Annotated in this window: 25 protein-coding genes; 10 read left to right on the top strand and 15 right to left on the bottom strand. The window is 60.4% G+C overall.

What is annotated here, in order from left to right:
- Positions 1-116: 116 nt before the first annotated feature.
- The 4 genes from JZI28_RS15945 to JZI28_RS15930 form a co-directional block, all read right to left on the bottom strand.
- Positions 117-926: an EAL domain-containing protein gene (locus JZI28_RS15945; RefSeq protein WP_375700113.1), complete on the bottom strand. Its 810-nt coding sequence runs from the start codon at positions 924-926 to the stop codon at positions 117-119.
- A gap of 240 nt (positions 927-1,166) precedes the next feature.
- A complete protein-coding gene (locus JZI28_RS15940; RefSeq protein WP_295454943.1) occupies positions 1,167-2,090 on the bottom strand; it encodes a sterol desaturase family protein in 924 nt (307 codons plus the stop codon).
- A 3-nt stretch (positions 2,091-2,093) separates the two neighbouring features.
- Positions 2,094-2,519, bottom strand: coding sequence for a hypothetical protein (locus tag JZI28_RS15935; RefSeq protein WP_375698240.1), 426 nt, complete (start codon positions 2,517-2,519; stop codon positions 2,094-2,096).
- A gap of 243 nt (positions 2,520-2,762) precedes the next feature.
- Positions 2,763-3,335: a TlpA disulfide reductase family protein gene (locus tag JZI28_RS15930; protein WP_375698239.1), complete on the bottom strand. Its 573-nt coding sequence runs from the start codon at positions 3,333-3,335 to the stop codon at positions 2,763-2,765.
- 20 nt (positions 3,336-3,355) lie between these two features.
- Between JZI28_RS15930 and argH the strand changes: the two genes are divergently transcribed.
- The 5 genes from argH (at position 3,356) to JZI28_RS15905 (ending at position 9,402) form a co-directional block, all read left to right on the top strand.
- Positions 3,356-4,750, top strand: a complete 1,395-nt coding sequence (argH, locus tag JZI28_RS15925) for an argininosuccinate lyase (RefSeq protein WP_297339868.1) — start codon at positions 3,356-3,358, stop codon at positions 4,748-4,750.
- 105 nt (positions 4,751-4,855) lie between these two features.
- A complete protein-coding gene (locus JZI28_RS15920) occupies positions 4,856-5,044 on the top strand; it encodes a hypothetical protein (protein ID WP_295454950.1) in 189 nt (62 codons plus the stop codon).
- Positions 5,045-5,119: 75 nt separating this feature from the next.
- On the top strand, positions 5,120-5,281 hold the full coding sequence (locus JZI28_RS15915) for a hypothetical protein (RefSeq protein ID WP_375698238.1): 162 nt from the start codon (positions 5,120-5,122) through the stop codon (positions 5,279-5,281).
- Positions 5,282-5,382: 101 nt separating this feature from the next.
- On the top strand, positions 5,383-6,648 hold the full coding sequence (gene lysA, locus JZI28_RS15910) for a diaminopimelate decarboxylase (RefSeq protein WP_375698237.1): 1,266 nt from the start codon (positions 5,383-5,385) through the stop codon (positions 6,646-6,648).
- A 63-nt stretch (positions 6,649-6,711) separates the two neighbouring features.
- Positions 6,712-9,402, top strand: coding sequence for a TIGR02302 family protein (locus JZI28_RS15905; protein ID WP_375698236.1), 2,691 nt, complete (start codon positions 6,712-6,714; stop codon positions 9,400-9,402).
- A 479-nt stretch (positions 9,403-9,881) separates the two neighbouring features.
- Here the strand turns inward: JZI28_RS15905 and JZI28_RS15900 are convergent, their stop codons facing one another.
- Positions 9,882-10,838: a zinc-ribbon domain-containing protein gene (locus JZI28_RS15900; RefSeq protein ID WP_375698235.1), complete on the bottom strand. Its 957-nt coding sequence runs from the start codon at positions 10,836-10,838 to the stop codon at positions 9,882-9,884.
- A 200-nt stretch (positions 10,839-11,038) separates the two neighbouring features.
- On the opposite strand from JZI28_RS15900, the gene JZI28_RS15895 reads away from it, so the two are divergent.
- From JZI28_RS15895 to JZI28_RS15875, 5 genes are read left to right on the top strand one after another with little or no spacing between them, the layout of a single operon-like run.
- Entirely contained in the window at positions 11,039-11,716 is a 678-nt protein-coding gene (locus JZI28_RS15895) for a cell division ATP-binding protein FtsE (protein ID WP_297341064.1), read from the top strand.
- Positions 11,713-12,612 carry a cell division protein FtsX gene (locus tag JZI28_RS15890; protein ID WP_375698234.1) on the top strand — a complete coding sequence of 300 codons (900 nt, stop codon included), beginning with the start codon at positions 11,713-11,715 and terminating at the stop codon, positions 12,610-12,612. The genes JZI28_RS15895 and JZI28_RS15890 overlap by 4 nt, the downstream gene beginning before the upstream one ends.
- On the top strand, positions 12,609-13,349 hold the full coding sequence (locus JZI28_RS15885) for a lysophospholipid acyltransferase family protein (protein WP_348156575.1): 741 nt from the start codon (positions 12,609-12,611) through the stop codon (positions 13,347-13,349). Before JZI28_RS15890 ends, JZI28_RS15885 begins: the two co-directional genes overlap by 4 nt.
- Positions 13,336-13,941 (top strand): pyridoxamine 5'-phosphate oxidase family protein, encoded by a 606-nt coding sequence (locus JZI28_RS15880; protein WP_375698233.1) that lies wholly within the window; start codon positions 13,336-13,338, stop codon positions 13,939-13,941. The genes JZI28_RS15885 and JZI28_RS15880 overlap by 14 nt, the downstream gene beginning before the upstream one ends.
- 3 nt (positions 13,942-13,944) lie before the next feature.
- Positions 13,945-14,175, top strand: a complete 231-nt coding sequence (locus tag JZI28_RS15875) for a hypothetical protein (protein WP_375698232.1) — start codon at positions 13,945-13,947, stop codon at positions 14,173-14,175.
- A 66-nt stretch (positions 14,176-14,241) separates the two neighbouring features.
- Here JZI28_RS15875 and JZI28_RS15870 read toward each other — a convergent pair whose 3' ends face one another.
- The 10 genes from JZI28_RS15870 to mdh form a co-directional block, all read right to left on the bottom strand.
- Positions 14,242-14,550 (bottom strand): EthD family reductase, encoded by a 309-nt coding sequence (locus tag JZI28_RS15870; protein ID WP_375698231.1) that lies wholly within the window; start codon positions 14,548-14,550, stop codon positions 14,242-14,244.
- Positions 14,551-14,654: 104 nt separating this feature from the next.
- On the bottom strand, positions 14,655-15,179 hold the full coding sequence (locus tag JZI28_RS15865; protein WP_375698230.1) for a hypothetical protein: 525 nt from the start codon (positions 15,177-15,179) through the stop codon (positions 14,655-14,657).
- Positions 15,180-15,236: 57 nt separating this feature from the next.
- Positions 15,237-16,631 carry a dihydrolipoyl dehydrogenase gene (lpdA, locus tag JZI28_RS15860; protein ID WP_375698229.1) on the bottom strand — a complete coding sequence of 465 codons (1,395 nt, stop codon included), beginning with the start codon at positions 16,629-16,631 and terminating at the stop codon, positions 15,237-15,239.
- A 93-nt stretch (positions 16,632-16,724) separates the two neighbouring features.
- Positions 16,725-17,114 (bottom strand): MAPEG family protein, encoded by a 390-nt coding sequence (locus JZI28_RS15855; RefSeq protein WP_375698228.1) that lies wholly within the window; start codon positions 17,112-17,114, stop codon positions 16,725-16,727.
- Positions 17,111-17,464 (bottom strand): hypothetical protein, encoded by a 354-nt coding sequence (locus tag JZI28_RS15850; RefSeq protein WP_375698227.1) that lies wholly within the window; start codon positions 17,462-17,464, stop codon positions 17,111-17,113. The genes JZI28_RS15855 and JZI28_RS15850 overlap by 4 nt, the downstream gene beginning before the upstream one ends.
- Before the next feature lie 193 nt (positions 17,465-17,657).
- Positions 17,658-19,151, bottom strand: a complete 1,494-nt coding sequence (gene odhB, locus JZI28_RS15845) for a 2-oxoglutarate dehydrogenase complex dihydrolipoyllysine-residue succinyltransferase (protein WP_375698226.1) — start codon at positions 19,149-19,151, stop codon at positions 17,658-17,660.
- An 11-nt stretch (positions 19,152-19,162) separates the two neighbouring features.
- Positions 19,163-22,114, bottom strand: coding sequence for a 2-oxoglutarate dehydrogenase E1 component (locus tag JZI28_RS15840; protein ID WP_375698225.1), 2,952 nt, complete (start codon positions 22,112-22,114; stop codon positions 19,163-19,165).
- Positions 22,115-22,388: 274 nt separating this feature from the next.
- Positions 22,389-23,273: a succinate--CoA ligase subunit alpha gene (gene sucD / locus JZI28_RS15835; protein WP_349376263.1), complete on the bottom strand. Its 885-nt coding sequence runs from the start codon at positions 23,271-23,273 to the stop codon at positions 22,389-22,391.
- 285 nt (positions 23,274-23,558) lie between these two features.
- Positions 23,559-24,752 carry an ADP-forming succinate--CoA ligase subunit beta gene (gene sucC, locus JZI28_RS15830; RefSeq protein ID WP_348156605.1) on the bottom strand — a complete coding sequence of 398 codons (1,194 nt, stop codon included), beginning with the start codon at positions 24,750-24,752 and terminating at the stop codon, positions 23,559-23,561.
- A 349-nt stretch (positions 24,753-25,101) separates the two neighbouring features.
- Complete coding sequence (mdh, locus tag JZI28_RS15825) at positions 25,102-26,064, bottom strand: malate dehydrogenase (protein WP_297340264.1); 963 nt, start codon at positions 26,062-26,064, stop codon at positions 25,102-25,104.
- Between the last annotated feature and the right edge of the window lie 278 nt (positions 26,065-26,342).

The raw sequence follows: 26,342 nt of genomic DNA, 5'->3' as shown, positions 1-26,342 counted from the left end.
CCGCCCGGGGTGGGACCCGAGGCGGCTCAAATTTTTCTGCGGCGCAGCGATTTTTCCGCCCGGGGGCAAGACCTTAGGGAAACGGCACATGGTGGAGGGGCGCGGTCAACTATGTGTTAGGCGCGATTGCGCTGTTTCATCTTCTCCAGCCAGGGCGGCGAAACGGTTGGGGCCCCATAGAGGAAGCCCTGCAGGCAGTCGACGCCAATTGAAACCAGAAATTCGGCCTCGGCTTGGGTTTCTACGGATTCTGCCACAATCAACATATCGAACTGTTTGGCGATGCCCACCAGGGCGCGCACAACCGCCTGATTGTCAGGACAGTTGCAGATGTTGCGAATAAACTGCCCGTCGATCTTAACTGCATCAAAGTAGAAGTCGCGAAAGTGGCCAATGGCTGTGGTGCCCGCTCCAAAGTTGTCGAGCGCAAAGGCGATGCCATGCTTTTGCATACGATCCATAAAGTCGATGACCAGTTCTGGGGCCGCCATGGCAGAGGCCTCGGTGATTTCCAGAACCAGGCGTTCGCCAATGGTTGGGTCCTTTTTTATAAATCTTTCCAGTGTTTTAGACCAGCGACTGTAGCCGATGGAACGTGCGGACATGTTGATGGAGAGGCGAATGTTCGGAGATTGGGACAGGGCCCGTAGCCCGTGTTGCAGGGCAAGGCAATCCAGCTCACGGCCGATTTCCTTATCATAGACTACATGCATGAATTCGCGCGCAGGAATAACCCGGTCGGTGGCGTCCAGAACCCGGATATAGCCTTCGTAAAAGGCGATGTCATGGGGCGGCATCGCCTGCATGACAGGCTGATAGGCCAGCATGGTCTGATCGTGCTTGACCGCATCTGCAACCATATCCAGCGTCGAGTGATCCCGCGAGACCACTGCAGCGGAAAGCGGATCTTCAGCCCCTTCGGACATATTCGCCCGTCTTAGTTTTCGCTTATTGACCACGCTTTGCCTCCTACTGCTGCCGTTTTCTGGGAAAACTATGCGTCAGCAGGGACTGTCGGGCAAAAGGGTAAATTGAGGCTTAAATCTAAAACTTTAGCCAATCAAATTTGCGGAACTATCGGCGCCTCGCACCTCTGCACGGGGTGGTCTGAATAGGCGGGTTGGCGACGCGCTGCCATCGCGGCACATCTCTGCCAAAGGGGCTGTTCAAAATCCGGGCGTGCCGCTGTCCTGGGGCTGGCGGGCCAGGTGTTTGGCTTTGATGGTCTCAGAGGTGTCGCGGCTGCCATCGTGGCTATAGCCCGGCGGCGCCAGCGCATAGAGCAGCCTTTGCTTCAGGCTCAACCCCGGTTGTGTCATATCCCGGTAGATTGCTACCCATTCGTGGAAGGCCACCCGCAGGGGATTAAAGGTGGCGATATTGTAGACCAGCCCATAATCCACCGGATCGCTGTCCTGTTCCGGTACAAAGGTGCCAAAGATCTTGTCCCAGATGATAAACACCCCGGCGTAGTTGCAATCCAGATAGCGCGGATTGCGGCCATGGTGGGCGCGGTGATGGCTGGGGGTGTTCATCACCGCCTCAAACCAGCGCGGCAGTTTGCCGATGGCTTCGGTGTGGATCCAGAACTGATAGACGAGGTTGATGCCACCGACAAAGAGCACCAGCGCCGGGTGAAATCCCAACAGCACCAGCGGCGCCCGCACCACCATCATAAAGGTAAAGGTGCCGGTCCAGGTCTGGCGCAGCGCCGTGGTCAGATTGTAATGCTGGCTGGAGTGGTGATTGACGTGGCTGGCCCAGACCCAGCGAATGCGGTGGCCAAAGCGGTGCACCCAATAATAGCGCAGGTCATCCAGCACAAAGCATAGGACGATCACCCCGATCGAGCTGCCAAGGTCCAGCGGCGTAATCTCCCACAAGACCATAAAGAATCCCCAGGCGATAAAGCCAAGTACAATTCCCGAGGCCACACTGCCGGCCCCCATGATCAGCGAGGTCACCGCATCGCGGGTCTCGTAGCGGCCCCCGCGCCCCTTGAGCGCGATCCATAGGAATTCGCCGAGGATGGCGGCGATAAAGATCGGCACCGCCAGTTGGGTCACATCAGGAAAGGAAAGCGGATCCATCGGTTACATCTCTGTTGCGGTGGCTAATGCGGCGGGGTGGTGGGCAATCAGGCGCTGCCAGTGCTCGGCCTCGGAACCGTTCAGATGCAGCTGCACCCCTGGCGCTGAGAAATCAGCCAGGCGGAGGTATAGCCCTTGCCTGGCGGTCTTCATTTCGACATTTTCCAGGCAGCGGGCCACGGTATCAGCGCCAAAGGACCAAACCAGGCCAAGCGGCGCGCTACCGTCCTCGGGTTGGATAAGAGCGGCATGGCCGTCCTCGGCCAGGGTCAACTGGGCAATGGGGCTGTCGGGGAACTGGCGCAGCCAGGCCTGCCGCGCCTGATCGGCGCTGAGCAGCCGCAGGTCTGAACGCCCGGTCAGATGCAACAAGACGGCGATCGCCGCGACACCCCCGACAACGAGGATCAACAAAAGCTCCAGCGGCATTGTCCCCTCCCTGATGATGCCCCGTGGCTCTCAGAATGGCGTTGCAAAGGCGCGGCTGTCAAAGGTGGCGTGGGGGAAAGCCCATTTGGGCAGAATGGTTGCTGCTGCTACAGGTGTCGTATTCATCTGGCGGTAAAGCGGATTGTCGAACTGGGCGCTGCAGATGAATAGGCCTAAATGGAGCCGGCCCTGCAAGCGAACCTGCAAGGCTGACCCCATATGGGAACGAGAGAGAGTACGAGATTAACTGCCGGTATCGCTGTCAATCATCGCTGCAATGATCGCCTTGGCGCTGTCAGAGTTCCACTCGGCATCGCCCAGCAGCCGCGCGACTTCCTCGCCTTCGCGGTTCAAAAGCACGGTAATGGGCAGGCCGATCACCGCCATCTCGCGGGCCAGCGCCTGTTTGGGGTCCTGATGGCGCGGCAGGTTGGTGATGCCGTTTTCCTCAAAGAACTTGACGATACCGGCTGGCGAGTTGCGCCCGGCGGCGATGGTCAGGACTTCAAAGTCCTCGCCGCCAAACTCTTGTTGCAGCTCGGCGATCTGCGGCATTTCCTTGCGACAGGGGGCACACCAGGTGGCCCAGAAGTTCAGCAGCACCACTTTGCCCTGATAGTCCTGCAGGCTGGCTTTGCCGCCGTCATCCTCCAGGAAAAACTCCGCCTGGGAGACCTCGCGGGCTTCCTTGTGGACCACCAGACGTTTCAGGCTTTCGGCGCGCAGGGCTTCCAATTCGGCCACATCTGCGGCTAATGCCGCATTTGCACCCAGGCCCAGGGCGATATAAAGGGAAAGATGACGTAACAGACGCATATTATCTCCGGGATTCCACCATGACAGATCAAGCCTCGAACCAGATGTGGGGCGGCCGCTTTGCCGCTGGCCCAGACGCGATCATGGAGGCGATCAACGCCTCGATCACTTTTGACAAGCGGATGGCTGCCCAGGACATTGCTGGCTCCAGGGCCCATGCAGCGATGTTGGCCGCAACAGGCGTTATAAGCGATAACGACGCCGAAGCAATTCGGGAAGGCCTGCTCACGGTCTTGTCAGAGATCGAGACCGGAACCTTTCAGTTCTCCACCGCGTTGGAAGACATTCATATGAACGTCGAGGCGCGCCTGAAAGAGGTGATCGGCGAACCCGCAGGGCGTTTGCACACGGGCCGGTCACGCAACGATCAGGTGGCGACGGATTTCAAACTCTGGGTCCGTGATCAGCTGGACGCGGCCGAGACGGGCCTGCTGGCCTTGATCCGCGCGCTGTTGACCCAGGCCGAGGCAGGCGCTGACTGGGTGATGCCGGGCTTTACCCACCTGCAGGTGGCGCAGCCGGTGACCTGGGGCCATCACATGATGGCCTATGTGGAAATGTTTGGCCGCGACCTGTCCCGGGTGCGCGATGCCCGCAAACGCATGAACGAATCTCCCCTGGGGGCCGCAGCCCTGGCTGGCACCTCCTTTCCCATCGACCGGGAGATGACTGCTGCGGCGCTGGGCTTTGACCGGCCTGCGGCGAATTCGCTGGATGCGGTGTCGGATCGCGATTTTGCGCTGGAGTTCCTTTCCTGTGCCTCGATCAGCGCCATTCACTTGTCGCGCTTTGCCGAAGAGCTGGTGATCTGGTCCTCGGCGCAGTTCCGCTTTGTCACCCTGTCGGATCGCTTCTCGACCGGGTCGTCGATCATGCCACAAAAGAAAAACCCCGACGCGGCAGAGCTGATCCGCGCCAAGGTGGGGCGGATCTTTGGTGCCAACACCGCGCTGATGATGGTGATGAAAGGTCTGCCGCTGGCCTATTCCAAGGACATGCAGGAAGACAAAGAGCAGGTTTTTGATGCCGCCGACAACTGGATGCTGGCCCTGGCAGCGATGGAAGGCATGGTCAAAGACATGAGCGCCAACCGCGCCGAGCTGGCTGCGGCTGCGGGCTCTGGGTTCTCAACCGCGACCGATCTGGCGGATTGGCTGGTGCGGGTGCTGGGGCTGCCGTTCCGCGACGCCCATCACGTGACCGGCTCGCTGGTGGCCCTGGCCGAAGGCCGCGGCTGTGACCTGCCAGATCTGACACTAGAAGACATGCAGGGCGTCCATGGCGAAATCACTGCCGATGTCTTTACTGTTCTTGGCGTCGAGAACTCGGTAAACTCGCGCATGTCCTATGGCGGCACCGCACCGGCGCAGGTGCGTGCCCAGGTGGCCCGCTGGACGGCGCTTTTGCAGGCCTGAAACGGCCAAAGCGTATGAACAAGAGGCGTGGGGCTGCCTTGAACTGCGGCCCGCGCCCCCCATCTAAGCCCGATAGCAACCGGGCCGGTTTCTGGAGGCGTGACAATGAAGACTTGGATGCTCAACCTGATTGGGATCACCGTCCTGACGGCAGGATTAAGCGCCTGTGGCGTCGATGGGGAGCCGGTGCGCCCCGCTTTGAATGCGGGCATTGGGGTTTCCAACTCTGGCGTCCATGCTGGTGGCTCGGTTGGGCTGCAAAAGGGTCCGGTGAGTGTTCTTTTTGGTTTCTAGGTGTTTGCAAGACCTTGGGCTTAGTGCCCGTCATCGTGCAGACGGTTCCCCCGGAATGGGCAGGAGTATTTAACAGTGATCCGTATTTTTCTGGTTCTTGGCGTCCTCAGCCTGTCTGCCTGTGATTTGCCGCAGTCCTACGCCCAGGCGCCTAAGGCGGACAAGGCAGAACAGACGCCCGCCTCCGGGGTGCGGGTTTCGGGATATGCCCGCGTCGGTGTTTCTCACCACTTCTGACTTTTCACAGCTTCCGACCTGGGGCCTGGGCGATTGCCAAAGCGCAGGTTTTACAGGGAATCATTTGCCAGCCCTGCCGGTTTTGGTCTAATCGCCAAGGCATGGATCACTTTCTCTACCGCGACGGCGCGCTTTACGCCGAAGACGTGCCGGTTGCCGAGATTGCGGCTGCCGTGGGCACTCCGTTTTATGTCTATTCCACGGCCACTCTGCAGCGCCATTTCCGCCTGTTCGACGAGGCGCTGGCGGGCATGGATCATCTGGTTTGCTACGCGATGAAGGCGGCCAGCAATCAGGCTATCCTCAAGACCCTGGCCCAGGTCGGCGCCGGCATGGATGTGGTCAGCCAGGGCGAATATCTGCGGGCCAAGGCGGCCGGGGTTCCCGGCGACAAGATCGTGTTCTCCGGCGTTGGCAAAACCGCAGAGGAAATCCGCTGTGCCCTGTCTGGCGGCATTCGCCAGTTCAACGTCGAATCCGAGCCCGAGATGGCCGTTATCAACGCGGTGGCGCTGGAGCTGGGGCAGGTGGCGCCGATCACCATTCGGGTGAACCCGGATGTGGATGCCAAGACCCATGCCAAGATCGCCACCGGAAAATCCGAGAACAAATTTGGCATCCCCATTTCCCGCGCCCGCGAGGTCTATGCCCATGCAGCGACCCTGCCGGGGCTCAAGGTCATAGGCATTGACTGCCATATTGGCTCGCAGCTGACCGATCTGGAGCCCTTCCGCAAAGCCTATGAAAAAATCGCCGACCTGACCGAAAGCCTGCGCGGCGATGGTCACGACATTCGCCGTCTTGATCTCGGCGGTGGGCTGGGCATTCCCTATACCCGCTCGAATGAGGCGCCGCCGCTGCCGGTGGAATATGGCCAGCTGATCAAGGACACGCTGGGCCATCTGGGCTGCGAGATCGAGATCGAACCCGGCCGCCTGATCGCGGGTAATGCAGGGCTGATGGTCAGCAAGGTGATCTATGTGAAATCCGGCGAGGATCGCGAGTTTCTGATCGTGGATGGCGCGATGAATGACCTGATCCGCCCTGCCATGTATGAGGCGCACCATGATATCGTTGCGGTACATGAACCCGCACCGGGGATCGAAAACCGCCCCTATGATATCGTGGGGCCGGTCTGCGAAACCGGCGATACCTTTGCCAAGCAACGCGACATGCCACCCCTGGCGGCGGGGGATCTCATCGCCTTTCGCAGCGCCGGGGCCTATGGTGCGGTGATGGCCAGCGAATACAACTCGCGGCCCCTGATCCCCGAAGTTTTGGTGCACGGGGATCAATTTGCGGTTATTCGCCGACGTCCGGACTTTGACGAAATGATAAACCGCGATACCATCCCGGAGTGGCTGTAACAGGTCCGGCAGATCTTGCCGGGTTCGCGGCCACATGCACCGCCCAAAGGAGGCAGAGCAGTCATGGCGCGACCTGGTAAGCAAACGGGTAATCGAACTGGCAAGACTGACCCACGCTTGCATCCCCTGCGATGGCCGCTGCGGCTGACGCAGGCGGGGCTGGTCTGTGAACGCGCCCTGCGGGCCTTTTGGCCGCTGTTTTCCGTTCTGGCGGTGACAGCCGCAGCGCTGATGCTGGGGCTGCATGAACTGATGTCGCCGCTTTTGTTCTGGGGCACTGCCGTTGTGGCGCTGGCCGCGATGCTGGCCAGCCTGGTCTTTGGGCTGTGGCGCTTTCGCTATCCCCGCCGGGCAGAGGTGTTGGCGCGGTTGGATGCCAGCCTGCCGGGCCGTCCGGTCAGTGCCTTGCTGGATGCCCAGGCGATTGGGGTTGCGGATGCCGGAGCAACGGCCCTGTGGCAGGCGCATCAGGCACGCATGGCGCGGGCTGCGGCAATGGCCCGTGCGCCGGCTCCAAACCTGCGGATTGCGGCGGCGGATCCTTTTGCGCTGCGCTATGTGGCGCTGGTCTCGTTGCTTATTGCGCTGGTTTTTGGCTCGTTCTGGCGGGTTGGCACGCTTTCGGCCCTGGCGCCGGGGGGCGGTGAGGCGGCAATGACTGGCCCCTCCTGGGAGGGCTGGATCGAACCGCCGCTTTATACTGGCCTGCCGGTTCTCTACCTTAATGACCAGCAAGGCGAGCGGTTGCAGTTGGCAGAGGGCAGCCGCATCACCCTGCGGTTCTACGGCGAAGTCGGGGCTTTGACCCTGGTGCAGAGCCTGTCGGTTCAAGACGCGCCTGATGCGCAGGATGACGCGCAGGATCCGGGGCTTGAACATGACATCGCGGTTGAGCGCTCCGGCAATCTGGAGATCCAGGGACGTGGCGGGCAGCGCTGGGAGGTTGCGGTGGTGCCGGATCAACCCCCGAGCATTTCCATAACCGGCCTGCCCGAGCTGATGGAGGACGGCGCCCTGTCGCTGCCCTTCCTGGCGCAGGATGACTACGGGATCGAGGGCGGCACGGTGCGTATCTCGCTGGACCACCTCGCCCTGTCGCGCCGTCACGGATTGCTGCCGGATCCCGAGACACGCGCCGACATAGAGCTGGACTTGCCGATGCCAGTGAGCGGATCGCGACAGGCGTTTGAAGGCCTGTTGATCGAGGATTTTTCCACCCATCCCTGGGCCAACCTGCCAGTGGTGTTCAGCGTCTCGGTCCGCGATGCGGCGGGGCAGTCCTCGGTCTCGTCAGGGCTGGGGGCACCGTTGGTGGCACCACGGTTTTTTGATCCCCTGGCGGCAGCCGTGGCGGAACAGCGCCGGGATTTGATCTGGTCGCGCGGCAACAGCCTGCGCATCACCCAGCTGCTGCGGGCGCTGTCGCACCGCCCCGAGGATCTGTTCCGCGAGGCGGGCAGCTATCTGCAACTACGCGGTATTCTGCGCGGGCTTGAGGTGGCTTTGCGCCAGAGTAGCGCGACCGAGATGCCAATAAGTGAGGGTCAGCGGGATGAAACCGCAGCGGCACTTTGGGCCCTGGCGCAGAGCCTGGAAGAGGGCGATATCGGCGATGCCCTGGAGCGGATGCAGCGGGCCAAGGAGCGCCTGAGCCAAGCGATGCGGGAGGGGGCAAGCGACGAGGAAATCGCCCGCCTGATGCAGAAACTGCGCGAGGCCACCCAGGATTACATGCGCCAGCTGCAGCGTCAGGCGCAGCGCGACAATCCGTCGGGAGACAGCGGTGAGGCGCAGGAAAATGCCATGACGCTGAGCCAGCAGGATCTGCAGGCGATGATGGACCGCATTCAGGAATTGATGGAACAGGGGCGCATGGCCGAAGCGGAACAGGCGCTGGAAGAGTTCCAGCGGATGATGGAAAACATGCGGATCAGCCAGAGCCAACAGGGGCAGAACGGCTCTGACGGTCAGCAGGCGATGGAAGATCTTGGCGAGACCCTGCAAGAGCAACAGGGGCTTTCCGATCAGGCCTTTCGCGATTTGCAGGAACAGTTCAACCCCAATGCCCAGGCCGGCGAAAGCCAAGGCAATGAAGGCCGCAGCGGCGGCCAGGGCCGGGGGCAGCAGCACCAGGGTGGCACCGGCGGTGAGGGCCAGTCCGGCGAAGACGGCAGTCAGGGTCAGGGCGGTCAATCTCCAGGCCAGTCTCCGGGCCAATCCGCTGACGGATCATCCCAGGGCGGTGCCGAGGGGGGATCAGCCGGTGCGGGTAGCCTGGCCGGACAACAGCAGGCCCTGCGAGAGGCCCTGCGGCGGCAACAACAGGGGCTGCCGCTGGGGCAGGGCGCAGAGGGCGAAGCCACCAAAGAGGCGCTGGATCGCGCCGGTGAGGCGATGGATGGCGCCGAAGAAGCCCTGCGTCAGGGCGATTTGGCGGAAGCAATTGATCGCCAGTCCGAGGCCATGGAGGCCCTGCGCGAAGGCATGCGTGCTCTGGGGGAGGCAATCGCGCAGAACCAACAACCCGGACAGCAACAGGGCCAGGGGGACAGCGCATCCTCTGGGCAGGCCGACCCCTTGGGGCGGGATCGCAATGCCGGCGGGCTGGCAGGGGAGCAAAACTCCGAGTTTGGTGATGGCCGGGCGCATCGCCGCGCTTGGGATCTGCTGGAAGAGCTCCGCCGTCGCGTGGGTGAGCAAGATCGGGCAGAAGACGAACGGCGCTATTTTGAACGTCTGTTGGATCAATTCTAAACCTGCGGCAGGGTGATGTGCTCTGTATTTCCCTGTCTGGGCAAGCAATGCCCCTCTTTGGCGAAAGCGCAAGGGGGGCTCCCGCCCAGGACTTGGGGATTTGAAAATCCCGCGTCCTCGTTGGGCCGGGCGCCTACCGCTCTGAGAGAGCGGTAGGCGCGGCGCCAGGCTGCACTGTCGCGGGAAGATCCATGCGGCGGCCTATCTGGCTGTGGCAGAAGATCGGCCCCGGTGAACATGGGCACACTGGAATATGGGCACACTGACCGAGACGTCGCCTGCTAACAGGCCAGAAAAACAGGCCCCAAAAACAGGCAGGTGAAACAGGTTGGGGCTATCGGCCGGGATAGTTGCCGCAAAACCCTTGGTGGGTTGTACGGTGCGCCTGCGACTTACCAGCTTATCTGCCAGCATATCCGCCAGTGATCAGCAATGTGATCAGCGAGTCATCTTCCTGTGGCCAGCCAGCGGGGGGGCGCTTACAGCTGAGGTTTCTGCAACGCTGTGACCTGTGTGGACAGCCAAAGCCGGAGCTGATCCACCCAGGTCACATAGCTGCTCAGGTAGGGGTCTGCCTGGGGCAGAATTTCCGCGATTTGCGGCGCATTGCTGTAGACCATCACCAGCGCCAGCACAGCCAGCACAGCCAGGGCAAACCCACGGGTAAACCCGGATTTCCGGGGCGCCGGTGCCATGTGCTCGGACTCTGGCGGCGGTGGGCTGTCTGCTGCGCGCAGGGTCGAGTTGATCTCTTCGATGTCTGGCAACACGCCGCGCTTTAGTCCGCTGGCCTCGGCGGCCAACTGGCGCGGATCTTCGCCACGAATGCGGGCCATGCGGTCTTTGGCCTGGCGCGAGCGCTGGGCCTCTTCGTTTTCAGGCAGATCATCCAGCCCCAGGTTGGGCTGTGTCTCCAATGTCTGGCTTTGGTCCGCAGCGCGCAGGCTGGCTTCCCGCTCTGCTTCCTCGCGCAGGATCTCGCTGAGAGCGGGATCCAGCCCACGGGCGGGCGACTGGGGTGGCTGGGGGGGCTGAGGCGGCGACTGGGGGGCAGGCTCGGCGAGATCCTCGGCGGCGGCGTCCTGCGCCTGCTGCGGGGAATCCTCTGTTGGCGAGACGTCAGCGGCATCCTGAGCCGTACTGTCGGAGGACGCAGAGGGGTCGAACTGGGGCTCGGATGCAAAGGTGACCTCGGTATCCTGGTCGGCGCGGTCGGGGTGTTCAGTGGCTGTCCGCGCCGGAGCGGCGTCTGCTGCCGGTTCTGGGGCGGGTGGCTCTGCAAAATCCGGGTCTGCAGTGGCATCGGGGGCAATGCCCGCGGCCTGTTGAAACCAGGTATCGCCGCAGTTGGAGCACTGCACATCACGACCTTCATCGGGAATGACGTCATCCGGTACTTCGTACTGGGCACCACAATTCGGGCAGGTCAGACGCATAAGATCTCCTTGACCCCGGCGGTCTCCGGGGAGCTGTCGGCAGTATTTCTAAATGACAATAGGCAGTTCGGCGCTTTGGTGAAAGGGTGAATTGTGCTTTGTCGGCGCCGTCAGGGGGGACATTGGGCGCTTTGAACCATGGCCCATTGAAACTGACGGGCTGCTGGGGCAAAACTGCTGAGCGCATACAGGGGACAGTCGTGATAGAGCTGGAAAACGTTGGCTACAACTACGGAGGCGGGGAGCTGCTGAGCGATGTCTCGGTAAAGCTGGCTCCGGGGTCTTTTCATTTCCTGACCGGGCCGTCGGGCGCAGGCAAGACCACGCTGTTGAAACTCTGCTATGGGGCGCTGACGCCGACCTCGGGGCGGGTGCGAGCCTTTAACATGGATGTGCAGGGGCTGGACCGGGATCAGATGGCGCATTTGCGGCGTCGTGTCGGGGTGGTGCATCAGGACTGCCGGTTTCTGGACCACCTTGCGGTGATCGAAAACATTGCCCTGCCGCTGATTGTCGCCGGCAAGGATCTGTCCCAGGAAGAGGCCAACCTGCGCGAATTGCTGACCTGGGTCGGCCTGTCCCAGCGCGCCGATGCGCTGCCACCGGAACTGTCTGGCGGTGAGCGGCAGCGGGCGGCGCTTGCACGGTCGGTGATCCTGTCGCCGGATGTGATTATCGCGGATGAGCCCACCGGCAACGTCGACTGGGAGATGTCACAGCGGCTTTTGCAGCTGCTGGTCGAACTCAACCGGATGGGCAAGACGATTCTGGTGGCGACCCATGATATGGCTCTGATCCGGGCTGCCAAGAAACAGGTGCAGGCGCGGGTGCTGCGGATCTCGGCCAAACAGCTGATCCAAGCGGGGGCAGACCTATGAGCGAAGGACGGTTGCGTAAACTCATCATGGGCGATGTTCAGGCGGACCGCGTGGTGCCGCCCAGCGGGTTTACCGCCCAGCTGACCCTGTTTGTCTCAGGCGCGATGGCGTTTCTGGCGGTGTTTGCCCTGGCGCTGTCGCTGGCCTCGGGACGGCTGGCCAATCGCTGGGCGGATGAGCTGGCCCGCGCCGCCACCCTGCGGATCAATGCCCCTGCCGAGCAGCGTCTGGCCCAGACCGAAGCGGCACTGACAATTTTGCGCCAAACCCCTGGGGTGGCCTCGGCCCGTGCCTTTAGCGCCGAAGAACAGGCTGAGCTGCTGTCCCCCTGGTTTGGATCCTCTCTGGCCATCGACAGCCTGCCGGTGCCGCAACTGATCGAGGTGATCGAAGGCGATCCCGGCTATGACGGCACCGGGCTGCGCCTGCGCCTGCAGGCCGAGGTGCCGGGGGCGGTGCTGGATGACCATACCCGCTGGCGCGCGCCGTTGGTGGATGCCGCCCGCGCCCTGCGCCGTTTGGGAGCGGTCTCCATTTTGCTGATTGCCGGCGCCACGGCGGCGATGATCACGCTGGCGGCCAATGCCGCGCTTGCCGCCAATGCGCAGGTGATCGAAGTGCTGCGTCTGGTCGGGGCGCTGGACAGCTATATTGCCCATGCCTTTGTGCGCCGCTTTACCCTGCGCGCCCTTGGCGGGGCTGCGGTTGGCGTTGGGCTGGGTATGATCGGGGTCTGGCTGATGCCAAGCGCCTCGAATGAGGGTGGGTTTTTGACCGGGCTTGGGTTTCAGGGCTGGGCCTGGGGGCTGCCACTGTTGATCCCGCCTTTGGGGGCCTTGGTTGCCTTTGCCGCCACCACCCGCGCCGCCAATAAACGTTTGGGAGATTTGACGTGACATTTGCAATTCAGTGGCTGCGATCCTTTCTCTTTGTGTTTCAGATCTATTTCATGATGCCAATTTTTGGCCTGATGTTTGCGCCCTGGGCGATCTTTAGCAAACGCGGCGCCCGGGCCTGCTGCAAAAGCTATTCGCGCTGGGTGTTCTGGACGGCACGTTTCATGGTGGGCATTCGCTGTGAAGTGCGCGGCACGCCGCCATCGGGTGAGGTGCTGATTGCCGCAAAACACCAGTCGTTTCTGGATATCATGATGATCTTTACCGCGCTGCCCACAGCCAAGTTCATCATGAAAAAAGAGATCCTGCGCACCCCCGTAATTGGCCAATATGCCAAGCTGCTGGACTGTGTCGCGGTGGATCGCGGCAAGCGCGGCGCGGCCATCGACAAGATGGTGCAGGACGTCAGGGCAGGCCACCAGGAGGCAGGCCAGTTGATCATCTATTCACAAGGCACCCGCGTCGCGCCGGGCGTCAAGGCGGATTACAAGGTTGGCACCGGGGTGCTGTATGAGCAGCTGGGCCAGCCCTGTGTGCCGGTGGCCACCAATGTGGGTGTGCTTTGGCCGCGCACCGGCATTATGCGCAAACCCGGCGTGGCGGTGGTGGAGTTCCTCGACCAGATCGAGCCAGGCCTGGACCGCAAGGAGTTCATGGACACCCTGGAGACGCGGGTAGAAGAGAAATCGGACGCATTGATGCGGGAATTGGGGTTTGATCCAGATGCAGTATCTTAAAACGATTGACGACCTGGAGGCGCTTTATGGCACGCCGGGGGGGCCTGCACTGCGCAAGGTGGCGCGCCGGATGACGCCGCTCTATCGCCAATGGATCATGGCCTCCAAACTGTGCATGTTGACCACCGTGGGGCCGGAGGGCACCGATGACAGCCCCCGCGGTGACGATGGCCCGGTGGTGCAGGAACTGGATCCCGGCACTCTGGCCCTGCCCGATTGGCGCGGCAATAACCGGTTGGATTCCCTGCGCAATATCGTTCGCGACGGGCGTGTTTCGCTGATGTTTCTGGTGCCGGGATCAAACAATGTCATGCGGGTCAATGGCACCGCTCAGGTGACGGCGGATGCGGATCTGCGCGCCCGGTTCGAAAAGAAGGGCAAGCAGCCCGCCACGGTGATCGTCATCGCCATTGATGAGATCTACAGCCAATGCGCCCGTGCCCTGCTGCGCGCAGGCACCTGGGAAGGTGTAGATGAAAGTCAGGGCCTGCCCTCAATGGGCGAAATCCTGGCCGAGCAGACCGATGGCGAAGAGGGTGGCAAGGACTATGACCAAGCCTGGGGTGCACGGGCAGCCCAGACCATGTGGTAGCCGATGGAGCAGGTGCTGGCTGAGCCCGATGTAACGGCGTTTATGGTCTGGTTGGGGGGATACCTGTCAGTCTTTTTGCTGCTTCTGTGGTGGTCGCGTCAGTTCCGCGAATGTTTTCTCGACTGGATCACCCTGAAGGACCCTTTGGGGCTGCGGTTCTGGGGGCAAAACATTTTGTTTGCCGCGTTCAGCCTGGCCTATTTTGCCGTGGCTGTCCTGTTCCTCGGGGGCTGAGCTCCATTGGGCAGAGGCGGCGCCTTGGAGCAGCCTCTGCGCTCGTGTTGTTCCGGGGCGACCGGGTCAGGCGATGACCTCACCAATCAGAACCTGCGGCTGGATATTGGTGAAATTTGCCATATCTGCCATCACCGGGCCTGAGACCTTCATCGCGGCGCCCATGGCCTCCCGATCGGCAAAGACGATTGTGGCTACGGCATGAAATCCGGCGGGCTGATCCGGGCCACCAGCCAGACCTTTGGTGACCAGAACCCGGTCGATATGAGGCCCCATATGTTCCTGAACCAGCGGCATATGCGTATCGGCATAATAGGCGTGGTCAAAGGTACTGCCGTCGCTGACCGGATAGATAACTTGTAGTGACACAGCCATGTGCCGTCCTCCCTTGGATTTCTATGACATCAGTAGACAACTGATACGGCGGCTTTCCTAGTGATAGTTTTTGCGACGCTGCGCTGCGTTCAGATCTAGGGGCCTTAGCCTGTTGGGGAGGTTAGGAAGAGAATGCTGTTGGAACTCTGCCCCGAGTTTGGATGGGCGCTAAAGAAAACGCCCCACCTTTTGGGGGATTGGATCTTTCCTACAAACCAGCCCTGCTCAAACACGTCTGGATCGGAGGATGACAGCCGAGGGTCGACTGCTAGGTCTGGAAATTCCTGAGAAACGATTTTTCTGGTCAGCTCCAGAAGTTCTTTGGCATCGGCCTCGGACAGAGCAAAGGGGTGATATGTTGCCACAGTACAGTAGCTGGCCTTGATACTGATGAAGCTAGCAGAGGCCTGATCAATCCACTGGGACGAGGATGGGCTACGTTTGCGAAGCACCAGATTGGCTTCTGCCTTTGCTACGACGTTTTCTCCGCGATGATTTGGCAGACAATAGTCGCTGAACAGAGCGGCGAGATGTTCAGCGCGGCTGGGCAGAGGCCAGAGGACCGCGGCGAGGGTAAAGCCTGCTAACAGGCCCAAGGCAACAATGGGGAAAAGAATATGTTTCTTCAAAATGCAAAGCCTAAAGGAAACGCCCCGACAAAATATGCCGGGGCGCGAAAGGCGAAGTTAGCTGTGGATGGCGCCATTGCCGCAGGCCAGGGCGGCTTCGCGCACGGCTTCCGAATAGGTCGGATGGGCGTGGCAGGTCAGGGCGACGTCTTCGGCAGAGGCGCCAAATTCCATCGCGACGCAGAGCTCGTGGATCAAGTCGCCAGCGCCGGGGCCAATGATGGCAGCGCCCAGGATGCGGTCGGTTTCCTTGTCGGTGATGATTTTGACAAAACCGCCTTCGGCCTGGTGCACCGCCTTGGCGCGGGCATTGGCCATGAAGTTGAACTTACCAACCTTGATTTTGCGACCCTCAGCCTTGAGCGCATCCTCAGTCGCGCCAACGGTGGCGACCTCGGGGGTGGTGTAGACCACACCGGGGATAACGCCGTAGTTCACGTGACCATGTTTGCCACCAATGACATCGGCCACGGCCATGCCTTCATCTTCGGCTTTATGGGCCAGCATTGGGCCCTCGATCACGTCGCCAATGGCATAGATGCCAGGCACATTGGTGCGCCACTGGGAGTCGGTGGCGATCTGGCCGCGCTCGGTCAGTTTGACGCCCAGTGCCTCCAGGCCCAGCCCATCTGCATAGGCTTTGCGCCCGGTTGCAACCAGCACCACATCGGCGTCGAGGACCTCCTCGATCTCGGGGGTTTTCTTTAGGGCGTATTTTACCTTGGCTTTGGTTTTGGAGGCCTCAACCCCCTGCACCGCAGCACCCATGATGAAGGTCAGGCCCTGTTTTTCCAGGATACGCTTGAAGCCGCGCTGCACGTCCTTGTCCATGCCGGGGCAGACCGCGTCCATATATTCAACAACGGTGACTTCTGATCCGAGACGGGCATAGACAGAGCCAAGTTCCAACCCAATGACGCCGGCGCCGATAACGACCATTTTCTTTGGCACTTTGGGCAGATCCAGCGCGCCGGTGGAGGTAACAACGATCTTTTCGTCGACCTCGACGCCGGGCAGGCTCGAGGGCACAGAGCCGGTGGCCACAACGATGTTCTTGGCCTCATGGGTGTCATCGCCGACCTTGACCTGACCGGCAGCGGGGATTGAAGCCCAGCCTTTGAGCCAGTCGATCTTGTTCTTTTTCATCAGGAATTCGATGCCGCCAGTGTTCTGGCCCACGACGTCTTCCTTGTAGGATTTCATCTGGTTCCAGTCGACCGAGGGGGATTTGCCTTTGAGCCCCATGCTGCCAAAGTTGTGCTCGGCTTCGTGTAGCATATGGGTGGCATGCAGCAGCGCCTTGGAGGGGATGCAGCCAATGTTGAGGCAGGTGCCGCCGAGGGTTTCGCGGCCCTCTACGATGGCGGTTTTGAGGCCCAGCTGGGCGCAGCGGATGGCGCTGACATAGCCGCCGGGGCCTGCACCGATGATGATGACGTCGTAGCTTGCCATTATTGAGGGTCCTTTTGCGGTTTGTGTTGGGGAGGGGGCTCTGCCCCCGGCCCGAGTGGGCCTCCCCCGAGGTATTTGTGGTGAGATGAAAGCCTAGATGAGGGTGGCGATCAACATGGTTGTGGTGGCCAGAAGGCCAATGAACCAGATCACCGAGCGCCAGGGGGAGAGCCCCAGGGCATAGGCGGGGACATAGGCGATCCGCGCGGCCAGATAGATCCAGGCGCTGGTTTGGGTGACTGCGGTGGACTGATCGCCAAGGGTGATAACGATGCAGGCGATGGTGAAGAGCGCGAGGCCTTCATAGTGGTTTTCCATCGCCCGTTTGAAACGGCCTGCGGTGCCAGTCAGCGTGACGGGTTCATCGCGGGGGCCAAGAGCGACGCGGCGGCTGACCTGTTGGTTGGCGGTAAAGGAAAAGGCGCAGAATTGCAGGACCTGCAGCAGCGCGGCGAGTGTGAGGGTGGTGAGTTCGGTGGTCATTTGAGGGTTCCAATTGGGCGTTCAACTCTTGTTGTGCTAAAAAGCACCAGCCCAGCAAAATAGGTGAGAAATGCCCCCAGCATGCAAAGCGGCGCAATGAGGGATACCGTTGCGAGAAAAGTTGGCTCTCTGACGCCTTTGCTTGGATTAAACCAGCTTAGGTGTTGGTAGGAGTTTGAAATCCATACGCCGGTAAACGCGGCATAAAAAAAGACAGGTGCCACCAAGAAAACGAACATCAGCACCTGACGGTGCATTGGAAAAATCAGATTCAATAGGCTCGAGCAGTCGGAGCATCTATGTGCGTCGTATTTGGGTTCGAAACCGGTATCCTGAAGAGTGTTAAACATGGCGCCAACAGGTTGAATGGATTTACACACTGGACACCGGTATCTCACGACATGGGACGATAATCCGAGGCCTCGAGCATCTCTTACTGACATTTTGCTACGATGTGCCAAGATTGGTCATAAATCCATCAGCAATGATTGGCGGACCTCCCAGCTTGCGGATTTTGCAGGGAAGGAGGTCCGTTAAAGACTTTTACAGATCCATCAGCAGGCGGCGGGGATCTTCCAGGGCTTCCTTGACGCGCACCAGGAAGGTCACGGCGCCTTTGCCGTCGACGATGCGGTGGTCGTAGCTCAGCGCCAGATACATCATCGGGCGGATCACCACCTCACCGTTGATCGCCATGGGGCGGTCCTGGATCTTGTGCATGCCGAGGATGCCGGACTGTGGCGGGTTCAGGATCGGCGAGGACATCAGCGAGCCATAGACGCCGCCGTTGGACAGCGTGAAGGTACCGCCCTGCATGTCTGCCATTGACAGTTTGCCGTCGCGCGCCAGTTTGCCCTTGGCCGAGATGGCCTTTTCGATTTCCGCAAAGGACATCGCATCGGCGTCGCGGATTACGGGAACCACCAGGCCAGTCGGGGTGCCGGCGGCCACGCCCATGTTGACGTAGTTTTTGTAGACGATGTCGGTGCCGTCGATTTCAGCGTTTACCTCGGGCACTTCTTTCAGGGCATGGCAGCAGGCCTTGGTGAAGAAGGACATAAAGCCGAGACGCACACCGTGCTTTTTCTCGAACTGGTCTTTGTACTGGCTGCGCAGGGCCATGACCTCGCCCATGTCCACCTCGTTATAGGTGGTCAGCATGGCGGCGGTGTTCTGGCTGTCCTTCAGACGCTTGGCGATGGTCTGGCGCAGGCGGGTCATCTTGACGCGTTCTTCGCGGGCAGCGTCATTTGCCGCCACTGGCGCCCGTGCGGCTGCGGGCGTGGGCGCTGGAGCCGCAGCGGCTGCTGCGACGGCGCGCGCCACGTCGTCTTTCATGATGCGGCCATCGCGACCGGTGCCTGCCACATTGGCGGCAGAGAGTCCGGCTTCGGTCATGGCCTTTTCCGCCGATGGCGCATTGGCGATGTCCTTGCTCGCGGCGGCAGGAGCAGCATTTGCAGCAGGGGCTGCGGCTGGCGCCGCCGCTGCGCCAGAGCCGGAGATCACGCCCAGTTTGGCGTTGGCTTCAACAGTAGAGCCTTCGGCGGCAGTGATTTCTGCCAGAACACCTGCGGCGGGGGAGGGCACTTCGACGGAGACCTTATCTGTCTCCAGTTCGCAGAGCATTTCGTCCTGAGCGACGGTATCGCCGACCTTTTTGAACCAGACGGAAACAGTCGCCTCGGTCACGGATTCGCCGAGAGTGGGCACCATGACGTCGGTGCTGCCGCCCGCGGCCTCTGGGGCTGCGGCGGCGGGGGCTGGGGCGGCGGCAGGCGCGGGAGCTGCGGCGTCGCCGGAGGCTGAGATATTGGCCAGCAGCGCGTCAACGCCGACGGTATCGCCTTCGTTGGCGACGATGTCAGCCAGAACGCCAGCGGCGGGGGCGGGCACTTCTACAGTGACCTTGTCGGTTTCCAGCTCACAGAGCATTTCATCCTGCGCCACGGTATCGCCAGGTTTCTTGAACCAGGTGGCAACGGTGGCTTCGGTAACGGATTCGCCCAGAGTGGGCACGCGAACTTCGGTTGTCATGTCTGTCTTCCTCAGATGCTCAGCGCGTCGTTCACGAGCGCAGCTTGTTGGGCTTTATGTTGGCTGGCGAGGCCGGTGGCAGGCGACGCCGAGGTGGCTCGGCCGACGTAGGTGGGCCGGGTGTGCTTGGCCTTGATCCGGCTCAGCACCCATTCAATATTGGGCTCAATGAAGGTCCAGGCACCCTGGTTCTTGGGTTCTTCCTGACACCAGACCATTTCCGCGCCTTTGAACCGTTCCAGCTCCTTGACCAGTGAGATCGCCGGGAAGGGATAGAATTGTTCGATGCGCATCAGATAGACGTCGTCAATGCCACGGGCGTCGCGCTCTTCCAGCAGGTCGTAGTAGACCTTGCCCGAGCACATGACGACGCGCTTGATCTTGTCATCTGCGGCCAGCTGGGTGTCGGAATTGCCCTGTTGGGCATCATCCCACAGTACCCGGTGGAAGCTGGATCCGGTGGTGAAATCCTCAGTATTGCTGATCGCCAGTTTATGGCGCAGCAGTGATTTTGGCGTCATCAGCATCAGCGGCTTGCGGAACGAGCGGTGTAGCTGGCGGCGCAGGATGTGGAAGTAGTTGGCCGGGGTGGTGCAATTGGCAACGATCCAGTTGTCCTGACCACACATCTGCAAGAACCGTTCCAGACGGGCGGAGGAATGCTCGGGTCCCTGACCCTCAAAGCCATGTGGCATCAGGCAGACCAAACCGGACATCCGCAACCATTTGCTTTCGCCCGACGAGATGAACTGGTCGAACATGATCTGGGCGCCGTTGGCAAAATCGCCAAACTGCGCTTCCCAAAGGGTTAGCGCGTTAGGCTCCGCCAGGGAGTAGCCATACTCAAAGCCCAAAACCGCATATTCCGACAGGGCAGAGTCGATCACATCATATTGCGATTGGCCTTCGCGGATATTGTTGAGCGGGAAATAGCGCTCTTCGGTGTCCTGGTTGATGATGCCTGAATGACGCTGAGAGAAGGTGCCGCGGGTGGCATCCTGGCCGGACAGGCGTACTGGGTAGCCCTCGGTGAGCAAAGAGCCAAAGGCCAGTGCTTCGCCAGTGGCCCAGTCAATGCCGGTCCCGGTTTCAAACATCTTGCCACGGGCCGCCAGAAAGCGTCCCACGGTTTTATGCATCGGGAATCCTTCGGGAACCGAGGCGAGGCTCTTGCCGATTTCGGCCATGGTCTCCGGTGGGATCGCAGTGCGCCCACGCTGATAGTCCTCATCCTTTTTGTCCAGATGCGACCAGCGCCCATCCAGCCAATCGGCCTTGTTGGGTTTGTAATCCTTGCCGATCTCGAACTCTTCGTTCAGATGCGCCTGGAAGCCGGCCTTCATATCCTCGATTTCGCCCTCAGGGATGAGACCGTCCTTGACCAGGCGTTCTGTATACAGGCTGAGCGTGGTTTTATGGCCCTTGATCTTTTTGTACATCAGGGGGTTGGTGAACATGGGCTCGTCGCCCTCGTTGTGACCAAAGCGGCGGTAGCAGAAGATATCCAGCACCACGTCCTTGCCAAACTTCTGGCGGAACTCGGTGGCCACCTTGGCGGCGTGCACCACGGCTTCGGGGTCGTCGCCATTGACGTGGAAGATCGGCGCTTCAACCACCAGTGCGTTGTCGGTGGGATATGGCGAAGAGCGCGAGAAATGCGGTGCGGTGGTGAACCCAATCTGGTTGTTCACCACGATATGCATGGTGCCGCCGGTTTTGTGCCCCTTGAGGCCAGACAGCGCAAAACATTCCGCCACAACACCCTGGCCAGCAAAGGCCGCATCGCCGTGCAGCAGGATCGACAGGACCTTGGTGCGGCTGTCGTCGTTTTTCTGGTCCTGCTTGGCGCGGACCTTGCCCAGAACAACCGGGTTCACCGCCTCCAGGTGCGACGGGTTGGCGGTCAGGCTGAGGTGGACGGTGTTGCCGTCAAATTCGCGATCCGACGAGGCGCCAAGGTGGTACTTCACATCGCCTGAGCCATCCACGTCTTCGGGTTTGAAACTGCCACCCTGGAATTCGTTGAAGATAGCGCGGTAGGGTTTCTGCATCACATTTGCCAGAACCGACAGGCGGCCCCGGTGCGGCATGCCGATGACGATCTCTTCAACGCCCAGGTTGCCACCGCGCTTGATGATCTGCTCCATCGCCGGGATCAGGCTTTCGCCGCCATCCAGGCCAAAGCGCTTGGTGCCCATGTATTTCACATGCAGGAATTTCTCAAAACCCTCGGCCTCAACCATCTTGTTAAGGATCGCCTTGCGGCCCTCGCGGGTGAAGGTGATTTCCTTGTCGTAGCCCTCGATACGTTCTTTCAACCAGGCGGACTGCGCCGGGTCTGAAATATGCATGTATTGCAGGGCAAAGGTGCCGCAATAGGTGCGTTTGACGATGTCGACGATCTGCCGCATCGAGGCCACCTGCAGCCCCAGCACATTGTCGATAAAGATCGGGCGATCCATATCCGCATCCATAAAGCCATAGCTCTTGGGATCCAGCTCAGGGTGGGGGGCATCGCTGCGCATCGACAGCGGGTCCAGATCGGCGGCCAGATGGCCCCGGATCCGATAGGCACGGATCAGCATCAGGGCGCGGATCGAATCCAGCACCGCCCGCTGGATCTGCTCGTCCGAGACCTCAACACCTGCCTTGGCGGCCTTCTCGGCGATTTTTTTGCCAGCGGCCTTTGTTTCCACTGGCGCAGGCCATTCGCCTGTCAGCGCAGCGGTCAGATCATCATTGGGGGCCGGGGGCCAGTCGCCACGAGCCCAAGAGGGGCCTGCGGCCTCTGCCGTCACATCCGGTTCTGCATCGCCCATCTGGCGGAAGAACTCAGCCCAGGCGGCATCCACCGCATTTGGGTCTTTGGCGTATTGGGCATAGAGCTGTTCAAGATATTCGGCATTGTGCCCCTGCATAAAAGAGGAGGCGTGGAACAGGTCGTTGGGAGAGGTGTCTGTCATGGATGTTCTCACTGCAGAGGATCAGAGACTGGGTTTCGAAAAATGGTAGCTTTGGTCGGACAAATTGTTTTGTCCGAAGGGTATAGGGCAGATGTGTTTCGCAATGCTTACGGAGATTTCTGCAGAAGGCGTGCGCGCGGCACGACCGGTCGACAGGCCTGCAGTTACCTGTTGTTCGTTTCGAAAGCCCAAACCTATGGGTGCCTGCGTCATGTCTGCCTGCCGTTTTCGAGTGGGTAGGCCGGGGCGCATTCTACGCCCCGGCTGGTATTCTTTAGCCTTTGATCGCTTTCAGCACGGCTTCGCCCAGGCCCGCAGGGCTTTCGGCGACGACGATGCCAGCAGAGCGCATGGCTTCGATCTTATCTTCGGCACCACCTTTGCCACCGGCAACAATCGCGCCAGCGTGGCCCATGCGGCGGCCGGGAGGGGCTGTACGGCCGGCGATAAAGCCAGCAACAGGCTTCCACCGGCCTTTTTTGCGCTGCTCGGCGAGGAACTCAGCGGCTTCTTCTTCTGCGGAGCCACCGATTTCACCGATCATGATGATGCTCTCAGTTTCATCATCGTCCAGGAACAGGTCCAGCACGTCGATGTGCTCGGTGCCTTTGATGGGGTCGCCACCAATGCCCACGGCCGAAGACTGGCCCAAACCAATGTCCGAGGTCTGTTTCACAGCTTCATAGGTTAGGGTACCGGAGCGCGATACAACACCCACGCTCCCGCGTTTGTGAATATGGCCGGGCATAATGCCGATCTTGCAGGCATCCGGGGTGATAACGCCGGGGCAGTTGGGGCCGATGAGGCGCGATTTCGAGCCTTCCAGCGCCCGCTGAACCCGCATCATGTCCAGCACCGGGATGCCTTCGGTGATGCAGACGATCAGTTCCATCTCGGCGTCGATCGCCTCGAGGATCGAGTCAGCGGCAAAGGGCGGCGGCACGTAGATGACAGAGGCATTGGCCTCGGTCACGTGCTTGGCTTCGTGCACGGAGTTGAAGACCGGCAGACCAAGGTGGTCCATACCGCCTTTGCCCGGGGTCACACCGCCGACCATTTTGGTGCCATAGGCGATGGCCTGTTCAGAGTGAAAGGTACCCTGCGAGCCGGTGAAGCCCTGACAGATGACCTTGGTGTTTTCGTCGATAAGGACTGCCATTTGAGGAGTCTCCTTAATTCGAATGATATGTTTAGGTCAAAAATGACCAGACAAGTTGTCCAATTGCCCACACGGTGATCATCGCCCCAGATCCTACAACCGCGATAGCGGAAAACTGTAGGATCGAATCTGAAATCACATTCAAACTCATTGTCGAGTTCTGAGCGTTAGCTTCTGTGCTTCCACCGCGTTTCTGATGTTGACGTAGCTTGTTTTGACGGACCAATAGGGCGCCACCTACAAACAGGGTCATACCGAAAACGAGCAATAGGACAGAAGTGATCATTAGCCTTTGACCGCTTTCACGATCTTTTCGGCGCCATCAGAGAGGTTGTCGGCGGCGATCACGTCAAGACCAGAGGTGTTGATGATCTCTTTGCCGGCTTCCACATTGGTGCCTTCCAGACGGACAACCAGCGGAACCTTCAGACCGACTTCCTTCACTGCGGCAACGACGCCCTCGGCAATCACATCGCAGCGCATGATGCCGCCGAAGATGTTGACCAGGATGCCTTTGACCTGCGGGTCAGAGGTGATGATCTTGAAGGCCTCGGTGACTTTCTCTTTGGTAGCACCGCCACCAACGTCGAGGAAGTTTGCAGGCTCAGCACCGTAGAGCTTGATGATGTCCATGGTGGCCATCGCCAGGCCGGCGCCGTTCACCATGCAGCCGATCTCACCGTCGAGCGCGATGTAGTTCAGGTCATACTTGGAGGCTTCCAGCTCTTTGGAGTCTTCTTCGGTGGTGTCGCGCAGTTCGGCCACATCCGCGTGGCGGTACATGGCGTTGCCGTCAAAGCTGACCTTGGCGTCGAGCACTTTCAGATCACCGGTGTCAGACACGATCAGCGGGTTGATTTCCAGCATCTCCATGTCTTTGTCGGTGAAGGCCTGGTACAGCTGGCCCATCAGTTTGACACATTGTTTGATCTGCTGACCCTCAAGGCCCAGCGAGAAGGCGATGCGACGGCCGTGGAAAGCCTGATAGCCGGTGGCCGGATCAACCGAGAAGGACAGGATTTTCTCTGGGGTTGCGGCAGCAACCTCTTCGATGTCCATGCCACCCTCGGTGGAGCAGACAAATGAGATACGCGAGGTCTGGCGATCGACCAGCAGAGCCAGGTACAATTCGGTCTGAATGCCCGAACCCGCCTCGATGTAGATGCGGTTGACCTGTTTGCCCGCAGGGCCGGTCTGGTGGGTGACCAGGGTGCGGCCCAGCATCTTTTTGGCTTCTTCCGAGGCTTCCTCGACCGATTTGGTCAGGCGGACACCGCCTTTTTCACCGGCATCGGCTTCTTTGAAGGAGCCCTTGCCGCGACCGCCGGCATGGATCTGTGCCTTTACCACCCAAAGTGGGCCGTCAAGCTCACCTGCTGCGGTTTTGGCTTCGTCGGCCTTTAGCACGACGCGACCGTCGGAGACTGGTGCTCCGTAGCTGCGAAGGAGGGCCTTGGCCTGATATTCGTGGATGTTCATGAGAAACTGTCCCGTCTGGCTTCAATAATCTCTGTCATAACGCCGTCATACGCCAAATGTTTAAAGGCTTTTCTGACGTCTCACGGGGAAATGATGAAGATTTTGGGGTTTTGTGATCACAGCTTTCGGGGGTGTGATCACAAATTTACAAATGGCTAATTCAATTGATTCGTTGCCGGGCGTCAGGCCAAAAACGACATCCAGAGCAGGGCACCGACCCTGACGTGGGCAGGCCCTGGGGCTGAAATCGCTGACACTGCGCCAGGTCTGAGGGGGCCAAAAAGAAAATGCACGCCCCGATAGAGGGCGTGCATGATGTGTTAGATTGCGATCAGAACCGCAGCAGAAATCAGGCGAGGGAGCCGTCGATACCTTTGCAGGCGTCAACCAGACCCTGAACAGCTGCGACGGATGTGTCGAACATTTCCTGCTCGGCTTTGTTGAGCTTGATGTTGACCACACGCTCAACACCGCCGGCGCCGATCACGGTGGGCACGCCCACGTACATGTCTTTCACGCCGAGGTCGCCATCACAGTATGCGGCGCAGGGCAGAACGCGCTTTTGGTCTTTCAGGTAGGCTTCGGCCATTTCAATCGCCGAGGCAGCAGGCGCGTAGAAGGCAGAGCCGGTTTTCAGCAGGCCAACGATTTCGGCGCCGCCGTCACGGGTGCGCTGAACCATTGCGTCCAGTTTCTCCTGGGTGGTCCAGCCCATGTCGATCAGGTCAGGCAGAGGGATGCCGCCAACGGTGGAGTAACGGACCGAAGGCACCATGGTGTCGCCGTGGCCGCCCAGAACAAAGGCAGTGACGTCGCGCATGGAAACGTTGAATTCTTCGGCCAGGAAGTGACGGAAGCGGGCAGAGTCGAGCACGCCAGCCATGCCGCAGACCTTGTTGGTGGGCAGGCCAGAGAATTTCTGCAGCGCCCAGACCATCGCGTCCAGCGGGTTGGTGATGCAGATGACAAATGCGTCTGGCGCGTGGGCTGCGATGCCCTCGCCAACGGATTTCATCACTTTCAGGTTGATGCCCAGCAGGTCATCACGGCTCATGCCGGGTTTGCGCGCCACACCTGCGGTGACGATGCAGACGTCGGCGCCCGCAATTGCCGAATAATCGCTGGAGCCAGCCATGGCCGCATCGATTTTCTCAACAGGGCCGGATTGGGCGATGTCGAGCGCTTTGCCCTGGGGAAGGCCGTCAGCGATGTCAAACAGAACGACGTCGCCGAGTTCTTTGATTGCTGCGAGATGGGCGAGCGTGCCGCCGATGTTGCCTGCGCCAATAAGCGCGATCTTGGGTCTGGCCATGGGGATTTCTCTCCGGTCCGGTTGAAATTGGGGCGATGCCTACGCCCTCACGCGCGTCCGCGCAAGGGTTCTGCACTGCGGCATGTCATGCAGTGTGGTCCAATCGCTGCGGCCATAGGGCGCGAAAAGGCTTGCAAATAAGGGGGATAGGGTGGTCGGCTGGTGCTATGGCGATTGCTATGTTTTTCGCATTTGTGATTGCGATGGTCGCATTTGCTGCGCTGTTGTGCCGGTTCAGCCAGCCGACAAGCCCCGGTCGCTGCCGAGGGAGGGCTTCG

Origin of the sequence: Pseudophaeobacter sp. TrK17 (assembly GCF_042192375.1) — a bacterium.
In the GTDB taxonomy this organism is placed as follows: Bacteria; Pseudomonadota; Alphaproteobacteria; order Rhodobacterales; family Rhodobacteraceae; genus Pseudophaeobacter.
Note: the sequence above shows the minus strand (reverse complement) of the source record. Positions and strands in the feature narration are given on the sequence as shown.

Coding starts and splice junctions, on each gene's coding strand:
- JZI28_RS15890 (WP_375698234.1), top strand. CDS start 11,713: ATGAGCGAAGGACGGTTGCGTAAACTCATCATGGGCGATGTTCAGGCG.
- JZI28_RS15870 (WP_375698231.1), bottom strand. CDS start 14,550: ATGGCTGTGTCACTACAAGTTATCTATCCGGTCAGCGACGGCAGTACC.
- JZI28_RS15855 (WP_375698228.1), bottom strand. CDS start 17,114: ATGACCACCGAACTCACCACCCTCACACTCGCCGCGCTGCTGCAGGTC.
- JZI28_RS15905 (WP_375698236.1), top strand. CDS start 6,712: ATGGCGCGACCTGGTAAGCAAACGGGTAATCGAACTGGCAAGACTGAC.
- mdh (WP_297340264.1), bottom strand. CDS start 26,064: ATGGCCAGACCCAAGATCGCGCTTATTGGCGCAGGCAACATCGGCGGC.
- JZI28_RS15840 (WP_375698225.1), bottom strand. CDS start 22,114: ATGACAGACACCTCTCCCAACGACCTGTTCCACGCCTCCTCTTTTATG.
- lpdA (WP_375698229.1), bottom strand. CDS start 16,631: ATGGCAAGCTACGACGTCATCATCATCGGTGCAGGCCCCGGCGGCTAT.
- sucC (WP_348156605.1), bottom strand. CDS start 24,752: ATGAACATCCACGAATATCAGGCCAAGGCCCTCCTTCGCAGCTACGGA.
- JZI28_RS15880 (WP_375698233.1), top strand. CDS start 13,336: ATGCAGTATCTTAAAACGATTGACGACCTGGAGGCGCTTTATGGCACG.
- odhB (WP_375698226.1), bottom strand. CDS start 19,151: ATGACAACCGAAGTTCGCGTGCCCACTCTGGGCGAATCCGTTACCGAA.
- JZI28_RS15920 (WP_295454950.1), top strand. CDS start 4,856: ATGAAGACTTGGATGCTCAACCTGATTGGGATCACCGTCCTGACGGCA.
- JZI28_RS15940 (WP_295454943.1), bottom strand. CDS start 2,090: ATGGATCCGCTTTCCTTTCCTGATGTGACCCAACTGGCGGTGCCGATC.
- JZI28_RS15930 (WP_375698239.1), bottom strand. CDS start 3,335: ATGCGTCTGTTACGTCATCTTTCCCTTTATATCGCCCTGGGCCTGGGT.
- JZI28_RS15900 (WP_375698235.1), bottom strand. CDS start 10,838: ATGCGTCTGACCTGCCCGAATTGTGGTGCCCAGTACGAAGTACCGGAT.
- argH (WP_297339868.1), top strand. CDS start 3,356: ATGACAGATCAAGCCTCGAACCAGATGTGGGGCGGCCGCTTTGCCGCT.
- JZI28_RS15945 (WP_375700113.1), bottom strand. CDS start 926: ATGTCCGAAGGGGCTGAAGATCCGCTTTCCGCTGCAGTGGTCTCGCGG.
- JZI28_RS15875 (WP_375698232.1), top strand. CDS start 13,945: ATGGAGCAGGTGCTGGCTGAGCCCGATGTAACGGCGTTTATGGTCTGG.
- JZI28_RS15850 (WP_375698227.1), bottom strand. CDS start 17,464: ATGTTTAACACTCTTCAGGATACCGGTTTCGAACCCAAATACGACGCA.
- JZI28_RS15935 (WP_375698240.1), bottom strand. CDS start 2,519: ATGCCGCTGGAGCTTTTGTTGATCCTCGTTGTCGGGGGTGTCGCGGCG.
- sucD (WP_349376263.1), bottom strand. CDS start 23,273: ATGGCAGTCCTTATCGACGAAAACACCAAGGTCATCTGTCAGGGCTTC.
- lysA (WP_375698237.1), top strand. CDS start 5,383: ATGGATCACTTTCTCTACCGCGACGGCGCGCTTTACGCCGAAGACGTG.